This window comes from Ketobacter sp. (assembly GCF_003671495.1).
In the GTDB taxonomy this organism is placed as follows: domain Bacteria; phylum Pseudomonadota; class Gammaproteobacteria; order Pseudomonadales; family Ketobacteraceae; genus Ketobacter.
Map to the genome: position 1 here is coordinate 147,446 of NZ_RCHN01000032.1, position 8,805 is coordinate 156,250.

Genomic DNA, 8,805 nt, shown 5'->3' on the forward strand with positions numbered 1-8,805 from the left:
CGTGTAATCAGATTTGGCATCAATCAGCAGTATGGTAACAACAATGTGGAAGCGGAGAATGAGCTGGGTTCGGTGGTTGTTATGCGGGGTAGGGCTGGCGGTGGTGTCCGCCCGGGCTGACACCAGTGTGGAGTTGCGGCAGTATCTGGAAAGTCTGGACGCCGGCTCCCCGGCCATCGTCGCCGATCAGCGCCTGCTGGCCGCTAAAGAGTTGCAACGTTTTTACCGCCAGCGGCAGCACCAGGCCGTATGGGTCGACAACGAGGTGTCGGAGCAGCTCGTCGCAGATTTGATCGCCGCGATAGAGTCCTCCGGCCAGCACGGTTTTTTGCCGGACAACTATCATCTGGCCCTGCTGCAGCGGGAGGGGCTGCACCCCCTGGCGCGGGAGCTGTTGGCCACCGATGCTTTTCTGGCCCAGGCCCGGCATCGGCAGAATGGGGTGCTGGACCCCAAGACCATTGACCCCGAATGGTCGCTGTCCAGGGAAACCCGGGACCCGGTCGGGTTGCTGAACGAGGCCCTGGCGCAAGGGCAGATTCAGGCCACCTTGAATGGCCTGTGGCCAATCCACCAGGAGTATCAGGCGCTGTTGGACAAGCGGGCACAACTGCTGGCCATGCAGGATACCGAAACCGCCGAAGTGCCGCCGGGCCCGGCATTGAAACCGGGTATGCAGGGTGAGCGGGTTACGCTGTTGAAACAGCGCCTGTTGGGGCCCGGTGAGTATTCCGATGCATTCGATGCGACCCTGGAGGCGAGCGTCAGGGCCTTCCAGGCGGCGGCGGGGCTGGACGTGGATGGCGTGGTGGGCGCCGCCACCCTGGAGCGTCTGAACGCCAGCCACTTCTCCTGGATTGACCGGGTGGACGCCAACCTGGAACGCTGGCGCTGGCTGCCGGATGTGTTGCCGGAAACCTATTTGCGGGTGAACATCGCCGCCTTCTCCCTGCGGGCGATTCGCAACAATAAAGATGACTATCGAATGAATGTGATTGTTGGCAAACCCTTTCGGCGTACACCGGTGTTTTCCGAATCCATGAAGTACTTTGTCTACAACCCTTATTGGAACGTGCCGCCCAGTATTGCCACCAAAGACAAACTGCCCCTGTTGCGCAAGGATGCCGGTGCGCTGGAATCCATCGGCTATGAGGTGAAAGTGCCGCACCAATCCCAATTCATCGGGGTCAGCCAGGTGGACTGGACCGGCGTAACGCCCCGCAACTTCAATTACGTGCTGCGCCAGCAGCCAGGGCCGAAAAACGCGTTGGGAAGCCTGAAGTTTATGCTGCCGAACCCTTACGCGGTGTATCTGCATGACACCCCCGACCACAACCTGTTCCAGAAACAGGAACGGGGCTTCAGCTCCGGTTGTGTGCGCTTGTCCGATCCCCTGGGTTTGGCCTATTGGGTGCTGAATACCGACGGTCAAAGCCAGAGCCGACAGGATATACAACAGCAGATCGACAGTCGTGAAACGCGAACGGTTTACCTGAAGAAACCAATCCCCGTTTATATTGTCTATCTGACCGCATTTGTGGATGAAAATGGGGAGGTGGTGTTCCGTCGTGATCTGTATCAGCGGGATCAACCCATTGTCAGGCAGCTACGACAGGAATTTTAATAGGCAGTCATTGTGACAGACAGGAATTTTACTATGCGGAACCTTCAGCGTTGGTTGTTTGCGGCAGTGATGCTGGGGCTGTCCCTGAATACCAGCCCTGCCTATAGCTGGAACGCAGAGCGACTGGCCACGCCGCTGGTGATCGATGAGATGATCGTGCCGTATCCGGAGTTTGCTGTCTACGTCATGCCGGGGCAGGCGTTCTCGGTGCATTTCAAGGACGCTCAGCAGGGTGGGCAATTAACCTTTGCCGGTGCCGACATGGCCGTGGGCAGTGCGCCCCTGACCGCTCCCAAAACCCCCGGTGTGTATCCATTGGCGATCACCAATACCCGGGGTGGGGAATCCGCCCGCATCAATGTGTTCGTGCTGACCCCGGCCACTGCGGTGAACAAACAGGGAGAGCTGAACGGCTATCGGATAGGCAGCTACCCCGCCAAGCCCTTGCACAATAATGCGATCTACCTGCCGCCCAAAGGCTTCGTTGAAGTGACGGAGGCCAATATGCAGGTGCGGGTATCCCCCAATTTTACCCTGGGTCAGTTTGTCTCCAAGCAGGCGCAGGGATTTCCCAAGTATGTGCTGCTGCGACCGCAACTGCTGCTCAAGCTGGAGAACATTCTGGCGGAGCTGAATCGACAGGGGCACGCCACGGACGGTTTTGTCATCATGAGCGGCTACCGTACACCCTGGTACAACAAGGCCATCGGCAATGTGCCCTACAGTCGGCATGTGTGGGGCGGGGCCAGCGACATTTTTATCGATGACAACCCGAAAGACGGCCTGATGGACGATCTCAATGGTGACGGCAAGATCAACCGGGCCGATGCCCAGTGGCTGGCGGCGTTCATCGACACTATGTCCCGGGGTGGGGCGTTCGGCCCCCGCATCGGTGGCCTGGGTGTGTACGGCAGCAATTCCGCCCACGGGCCGTTTGTGCATGTGGACGTACGCGGCAATCGGGTCCGCTGGTGAGCCAAACCCGCTGGTAAGTCAAAGTCGGTGCCGGGACGCTACGCCCGGCGAAAGCTGATGGTGCCGTCCCGCAGCGTCAATTCCACCCGGCCGGGCATGGTACGCCCCAGAAAAGGCGTGTTTTTGCCCTGGGAGTAGACGTTCTCCTTCTTCAGGGTCCATTCCAGATTGGGATCGAACACACACAGGTTGGCGTTGCTGCCCACCCCCAGGTGGCCCGCGTCCAAACCGATCAGGTGGGCCGGGTTCATGGCGATGCGCTGCACCCACTCCGATTCCGACAGCACCCCCAGGTTCACCAGTTCATAGCTTAAGGGCAGGAAATGGGAGAACGCCGAGATGCCCGCTTCGGTGGTGGGGAAGGGCTCGGCCTTGGCGGCGGCTTCGTGGGGTTGGTGGTCGGAGCAGAGTATGGAGATCACGCCGGACTTCACGCCGTCAATCAACGCCTGGCGATCGGCCTCGGTGCGGGCCGGAGGACGCACGTGGTAGGCGCTGTTGAAGCCGTCGATCATGTTGTCCGTCAAATACAGTTGATGCACGGCCACGTCCGCCGTGACCTTCAGTCCCAGGGCCTGGGCATTGGCAATCAATTCCACGCTGCGGGCGCAGGAGATCTGGCCGAAGTGGGCCTGCACACCGGTTTGCTCCACCAGCAGCAGGTCGCGGCTCAGGGCAATGGTTTCGGCACTCTCGGGAATGCCGGGCAGGCCCAGGCGGGTGGCAGTGGGACCGGCGTGCATGCCACCGCGGGGGCTGATGGACTGGTCTTCACTCTGGAAGAACACAATCAGGTCGAAGGTGCTGGCGTACTCCAGGCAACGCATCAACACCTGGGAATCTTTGACCGGGCGCCGCAATTGCGACACGCCGATGCAGCCCGCTTCCCGCAGGGCGTGCATTTCAGAAAGCTGTTCCCCTTCCAGGCCCTGGGTCAGCGCACCGATGGGCATCACATGGGCGTAGCCGGATTGATAGGCCCGCTCCTGGATCAGGGCGGCTACCGCCCGGGTGTCCAGCACCGGGTTGGTGTCCGGCGGACAACACAGATGCGTAATTCCGGCTGCCGCAGCGGCGTGGGTTTCCGTGTGGATGTTGCCCTTCTGGGTCTGGCCGGGTTCCCGTACCCGGGCGCACAGGTCCACCGCACCGGGAATCACCAGCATGTTGTTGGCGTCGAATTCAAGGTCTGCCTTGAACCCTACCGGAGCGTCGCCGATGCTGGCGATGACGCCGTCGGCAATGTACACATCCGCTTTCTGGTCCAGCACCTGTTTGGGGTCGATGACCCGGCCGTTGCGGATCACGATGCGTTGGTTGAACTGGGGGCGGGAAAAATCCATCAGGCATCGCCTCCTTCCAGTGCATTTTGCATATCCGTCTGGCCGCTCATGGCCATGGAGAGTACTGCCATGCGCACGGCGATGCCGTAGTTCACCTGCTGCAGGATCACCGACTGGCTGCAGTCGGCCACGGCGGACTCAATTTCCACGCCGCGGTTGATGGGCCCCGGGTGCATGACGATGGCATCCGGTTTGGCGAACGCCAGCTTCTCGGTGGTGAGGCCGTACAAGCGGTAAAATTCCGATTCGCTGGGCAGCAGGGCGGATTGCATACGCTCTTTCTGCAGGCGCAGCATGATCACCACATCCACGTCTTTCAGGCCCTTGACCATGTCGTAGTAAATCTTCGCCCCGAGGGTGTCGAAGTCCGTGGGGATCAGGGTTTTCGGGCCGATCACCCGTACTTCGCCCACATTCAACCCGCGCAGGGCGTGGACCTGGGAGCGGGCCACCCGGGAGTGCAGCACGTCGCCGACGATGGCCACCTTGAGGTTCCTGAAGTCACCTTTGTGGCGGCGGATGGTGTACATGTCCAGCATGGCCTGGGTGGGGTGGGCGTGGCGACCGTCGCCGGCATTGATCACCGCCACGGTGGGGGTCACGTGCTCGGCGATGAAGTGGGGTGCACCGCTGGCCTCGTGGCGCACCACAAACATATCGCTGTCCATGGCCTCCAGGTTCCACAGCATGTCCATCAGGGACTCTCCCTTGGACGTGGCGGAGGTGCTGATGTTGATGTTGAGCACATCCGCCGACAACCGCTTGGCCGCCAACTCGAAGGTGGTGCGGGTGCGGGTGCTGGCCTCGAAGAACAGGTTGACCACGGTTTTACCCCGCAGCAGGGGCACCTTCTTCACCGCCTGTTTTCCCACACTGACAAAGGATTCAGCGGTGTCGAGAATTTCGGTGAGCAGTTCGGTGGATAATCCTTCGGTGGTGAGAAAGTGGCGCAGTTGACCTTGCGGGGTCAGCTGCAATTGGTGTGGCGGTATGGTCGGCGTCATGCGTTGGATTCAATCAGGGTCAGAGTCAAAGGCTCAGGGCCGCTCAATTTTATCCTTTGTTGGGGTTCTAAATCCATTCTTATGCCCCACACATCGGGCTGGATGGGCAGTTCCCGTCGCGGCAGGTCCACCAGGGCCACCAGCGAGACGCAGGCCGGACGCCCGTAATCGAACAATTCATTGAGGGCGGCGCGGATGGTGCGGCCGCTCATGATCACATCGTCCACCAGGATAATGTGCTGCCCCTCTACATTGAACGGCAGGTTGGACGGTTGGACCTGGGGGTGCAGCCCTTTGCCCTGAAAGTCGTCCCGATAGAACGAGATGTCCATCAGTCCCAGCGGCTGTTTCAATCCCAGGCTGGCGTGCAGCTCTTTCGCCAGCCAGGCACCGCCGGTGTGAATACCCACCATGGCAGGCCGTTTGTCGTGTTTGGGGTAGACCGTTTTGGTTATGTCGCTGGCCATGGAGTCCAGCAGGGGTGCCACTTCCGGCATGATCATCAAGACATTTCCTTTACTAATTGTGGCCACTCTTCTGTGAACCAGGACTGCAGGATAAGGCTTGCAGCGATACTGTCAACCAGGCTGTCTTGGGTGCTGCCGGCCTGGCGCCATTCCCGCTGTTGCTCCCGCGCTTCAAAGGACGTGAGGCGCTCATCCATGGCGAACCAGGGCTTGCCAAAACGGCCGTGCAGGCGCTGGCCGAATTTGCGGGCTCGCTGGGTCAGTTCAAATTCGGTGCCGTCCATTTGCACCGGCACCCCCACCACGAAGGCGTCCGGTTGCCATTCCTCGATCAGCCGGGCCACGGCCTGCCAGTCCGGCTGGCCATCCCGGGCCGGCAATTCCGGCAGTGCCTGGGCCGTGCCGGTTACCGATTGTCCCACCGCCACGCCGATTTTACGGGTGCCGAAATCAAATGCCAGGATACTGACCTTCAGGGAGCTGGGGAATGTGGCCATGGGGGAACTGCCGGATCAGGCGTGGCCGATTTGATCGGAAAGCAGGTTCAGGTCCACACCCAGCAGATTGGCCGCCGCCTGCCAGCGTTGTTCGTAGGGGGTGGCAAACATGATGTCGGGGTCCGCATTGACACTGAGCCAGGCATTCTGGGCCATTTCCTCGTCCAGTTGCCCTGCGCTCCAGCCGGCGTAGCCCAGTGCGATCAGGGATTCGGCCGGGCCTTCATTGTGGGCGATGGCCATCAGGATATCCCGGGAGCTGGTGAGGCAGATGTCCCCATGCACCATCTGGCTGTTTTCCCACTGGTGCGGGTTGGAACGATGCAGCACAAAGCCCCGCTCCATCTGCACCGGGCCGCCGCACATGACCGGCACGTCATTGAAGTTGTCGTCGTAGGATTCAATGTGCAGGTGGGACAGGATGTCCCCCACCGTCAGGTCCATGGGGCGGTTCACCACGATACCCATGGCGCCCTCCTCATTATGCTCACAGATATAGGTTATGGAATGAGCAAAATTGGGGTCCGCCATGGAAGGCATGGCGATCAGGAAGTGATTCTTGAGGCAGGTGGGATTGGAATCAGTCATACATTCAGTATTGGGTGTTAGGCCTGGGGGTTCAAGTGAATTTTTTGGAATGACCAGGCTGACCCTTAGCAGGCCTGTGTCGCCGGGGCGTGCACAGGGCGCCGATGCTACCCCTAGAACGAGGACAGGAAGTCCCCCTTGCCGAAACGCCAGGTACGGATAATTTCAAGGATATCCGTGTCCTGCTTGATCTCGGGGGGAAAGGTGGAGAAGGGGGAGGCCAGCTTGACGATTTCCATGGCCGCCTGATCCAGGATGCGTTCACCGGAGCTTTTCAGGATTTTCATCTCCCGCAGGGTGCCGTCGGAGTTGATGGCCACCAGCAGCCGCAATTCCCCATGGATCTTCTTGCGTTTGGCTTCCGCGGGATAATTCAGGTTGCCTATGTACTCGATTTTGCGCCGCCAGGCTTCCAGGTAGGCTGCATCTGCAGCCCGCTTGGTACTGGCAGAGGTCAGCACCCGCTTCTTCGGCCGCTTGGCATAGGCCTGCCGTTTGGCCTCCAGTGCCGCTTCGTAGCTGGCCATCTCGATCTGCCGGTTGAGGTTGGCCAGCATTTCCTCCTTGGAAATCTTAACCTCGCGATCCAGCTCGCTGGTGGGGGTTTTGATCACGGTCTGTTCGGTCTTGCCGGTGGTGCTCAACTGGGTGGCCAGCGTGGGCTGCACCGGCTTTTGGGTGGCTTCCTGGGGCAGGGGCTTCACCTCCCGGATCACCGCGTCGTCAAAGCTGGCCAGTTGGTCGGTGGTGGGTTTCAGCTTTTCCGCTTCGGTGCCGCTGCCTTCCTGGTTGGCCTGGGCCAGAAAGTCCGCGTCTTCCGGCTCTTTCTCCGTATTGTGCTGGGCCAGGATGATCTCCAGTGAGGAGATCGAAGGCAGCTTGTCCGGCAGCCCGATGTGCACCCCGAACAGCAGAATCAGGTGCAGCACCAACGCCAGAAACAGGGTAAAGGTCAAACGGTCCGTGGCGGAAATGACGGGTTGTTCGGCAACAGCAGCCATAGTTATCGTGGATTACTCAAGGTTATTCGGCTTCTGACAATCGGTTCTCAATGGCATCCAGCAACAGTCCGGCGACGTTCAGCCCGGCGCCAGCGTCGATCTCGCGAATGCAGGTGGGGCTGGTGACGTTTATCTCCGTCAGATAATCCCCGATCACATCCAGGCCCACGAAGATTAACCCTTTTTCCAGCAGGGTGTCGCGTACCTGGTCGCAAATCCAGCGATCACGATCGGTGAGCGGTTGTACCACCCCGGAGCCCCCGGCTGCCAGATTGCCGCGCACCTCACCCACGGCCGGTATGCGGGCCAGGCAATGGGACACAGGCTCGCCGTTGATCACCAGGATGCGCTTGTCCCCTTTGCTGATCTCGGGAATGTAGCGTTGGGCCATGGCGGGGGTGCGGCCGTGTTGTGTGAGGGTTTCGATGATGACGCTGAGGTTGCCGTCACGGGCCCCGGTGCGGAAGATGGAGGCGCCGCCCATGCCGTCCAGCGGTTTCAGGATGACATCGCTGTGCTCTTCGGCAAACGCCCGCAGGCGCTGTTTGTCGGCGCTCACCAGGGTCGGCGCGCAGCATTGCGGAAAGTGGGTGGCGAACACCTTTTCATTGCAATCCCGCAGGCTTTGCGGGCGGTTGACCACCAGCACGCCGTCGCGCTCGGCCTGGTCGAGGATATAGGTGGTGTAAATGAAGTTCATGTCGAAGGGCGGATCCTTGCGCATGAGGATCACGTCCAGGTTGCCCAGGGGGGCGTGGGTTTCCTCCCCAAAGTCGTACCACTTTTGCGGGTCCTGTCTGGGGTGCAGGCGGGTCATGCGGGCCCGTGGTTCGCCGCGGTCGATGTAGAGGTCGGACTGCAGCATATAAAAAATCTGCCAATTGCGTGAATCCGCCTCCCACAACATGGCGAGGGTGCTATCCTTTTTGAATGTGACAGATTCAATGGGGTCCATCACCACCCCGATCTTGATTGTCATGGTGTGCTCTGTTTGCTGCATTAAGGTCTCTGTTGGACCCGAAAACTGTATATAGGTTACACCGGATCTGTCGTTCTGGTTATAAATATTGTTTTTTAATTAAAGTTAAAAAAACGCTTTATCCACAGTGGTTTATAGATTGAAGGTGAAAACTGTGATAAATATCATGCTGCGTTGAATATACGGCAGATTTTCTCACCTTTCGAGTTTGCGAACTGCCCATAACGATATTATAACTATAATAAGATTGCTGACTTATCGCTGTTAATAACAAAGGCAATGTCGATGGAAGATAATTTTGAGAATCTGAAAGTGATGGTCATTGAC

Annotated in this window: 9 protein-coding genes; 2 read left to right on the forward strand and 7 right to left on the reverse strand. The window is 59.4% G+C overall.

Going from position 1 to position 8,805, the window contains the following annotated elements; translation table 11 throughout:
- Window positions 1-58 precede the first annotated feature (58 nt).
- Window positions 59-1,624 carry a murein L,D-transpeptidase gene (locus D9N14_RS15700; protein WP_290581392.1) on the forward strand — a complete coding sequence of 522 codons (1,566 nt, stop codon included), beginning with the start codon at window positions 59-61 and terminating at the stop codon, window positions 1,622-1,624.
- A 33-nt stretch (window positions 1,625-1,657) separates the two neighbouring features.
- Entirely contained in the window at window positions 1,658-2,599 is a 942-nt protein-coding gene (locus tag D9N14_RS15705) for a D-Ala-D-Ala carboxypeptidase family metallohydrolase (RefSeq protein WP_290581394.1), read from the forward strand.
- 38 nt (window positions 2,600-2,637) lie between these two features.
- On the opposite strand, the gene D9N14_RS15710 is transcribed toward D9N14_RS15705, so the two are convergent.
- The 7 genes from D9N14_RS15710 to gshB all read right to left on the reverse strand — a co-directional run bounded on the left by D9N14_RS15710 (window position 2,638) and on the right by gshB (window position 8,478).
- A complete protein-coding gene (locus D9N14_RS15710) occupies window positions 2,638-3,942 on the reverse strand; it encodes a dihydroorotase (RefSeq protein WP_290581395.1) in 1,305 nt (434 codons plus the stop codon).
- Window positions 3,942-4,946 carry an aspartate carbamoyltransferase catalytic subunit gene (locus D9N14_RS15715; RefSeq protein WP_290581398.1) on the reverse strand — a complete coding sequence of 335 codons (1,005 nt, stop codon included), beginning with the start codon at window positions 4,944-4,946 and terminating at the stop codon, window positions 3,942-3,944. Before D9N14_RS15715 ends, D9N14_RS15710 begins: the two co-directional genes overlap by 1 nt.
- A complete protein-coding gene (pyrR, locus tag D9N14_RS15720) occupies window positions 4,943-5,449 on the reverse strand; it encodes a bifunctional pyr operon transcriptional regulator/uracil phosphoribosyltransferase PyrR (RefSeq protein WP_290581419.1) in 507 nt (168 codons plus the stop codon). The genes D9N14_RS15715 and pyrR overlap by 4 nt, the downstream gene beginning before the upstream one ends.
- Window positions 5,449-5,910: a Holliday junction resolvase RuvX gene (gene ruvX, locus D9N14_RS15725; RefSeq protein ID WP_290581421.1), complete on the reverse strand. Its 462-nt coding sequence runs from the start codon at window positions 5,908-5,910 to the stop codon at window positions 5,449-5,451. The genes pyrR and ruvX overlap by 1 nt, the downstream gene beginning before the upstream one ends.
- Before the next feature lie 15 nt (window positions 5,911-5,925).
- Window positions 5,926-6,498 (reverse strand): YqgE/AlgH family protein, encoded by a 573-nt coding sequence (locus D9N14_RS15730; RefSeq protein ID WP_290581423.1) that lies wholly within the window; start codon window positions 6,496-6,498, stop codon window positions 5,926-5,928.
- A 113-nt stretch (window positions 6,499-6,611) separates the two neighbouring features.
- The gene (locus D9N14_RS15735) at window positions 6,612-7,499 is read right to left on the reverse strand and encodes an energy transducer TonB (protein WP_290581425.1); all 888 of its coding nucleotides are present in this window, start codon (window positions 7,497-7,499) and stop codon (window positions 6,612-6,614) included.
- Between the two features lie 22 nt (window positions 7,500-7,521).
- A complete protein-coding gene (gene gshB / locus D9N14_RS15740) occupies window positions 7,522-8,478 on the reverse strand; it encodes a glutathione synthase (protein WP_290581427.1) in 957 nt (318 codons plus the stop codon).
- Between the last annotated feature and the right edge of the window lie 327 nt (window positions 8,479-8,805).

What these genes read in the sequence shown, in the direction of transcription:
- D9N14_RS15700 (WP_290581392.1), top strand. Translation starts at nt 59, where the DNA reads ATGAGCTGGGTTCGGTGGTTGTTATGCGGGGTAGGGCTGGCGGTGGTG.
- D9N14_RS15705 (WP_290581394.1), top strand. Translation starts at nt 1,658, where the DNA reads ATGCGGAACCTTCAGCGTTGGTTGTTTGCGGCAGTGATGCTGGGGCTG.
- D9N14_RS15710 (WP_290581395.1), bottom strand. Translation starts at nt 3,942, where the DNA reads ATGGATTTTTCCCGCCCCCAGTTCAACCAACGCATCGTGATCCGCAAC.
- D9N14_RS15715 (WP_290581398.1), bottom strand. Translation starts at nt 4,946, where the DNA reads ATGACGCCGACCATACCGCCACACCAATTGCAGCTGACCCCGCAAGGT.
- pyrR (WP_290581419.1), bottom strand. Translation starts at nt 5,449, where the DNA reads ATGATCATGCCGGAAGTGGCACCCCTGCTGGACTCCATGGCCAGCGAC.
- ruvX (WP_290581421.1), bottom strand. Translation starts at nt 5,910, where the DNA reads ATGGCCACATTCCCCAGCTCCCTGAAGGTCAGTATCCTGGCATTTGAT.
- D9N14_RS15730 (WP_290581423.1), bottom strand. Translation starts at nt 6,498, where the DNA reads ATGACTGATTCCAATCCCACCTGCCTCAAGAATCACTTCCTGATCGCC.
- D9N14_RS15735 (WP_290581425.1), bottom strand. Translation starts at nt 7,499, where the DNA reads ATGGCTGCTGTTGCCGAACAACCCGTCATTTCCGCCACGGACCGTTTG.
- gshB (WP_290581427.1), bottom strand. Translation starts at nt 8,478, where the DNA reads ATGACAATCAAGATCGGGGTGGTGATGGACCCCATTGAATCTGTCACA.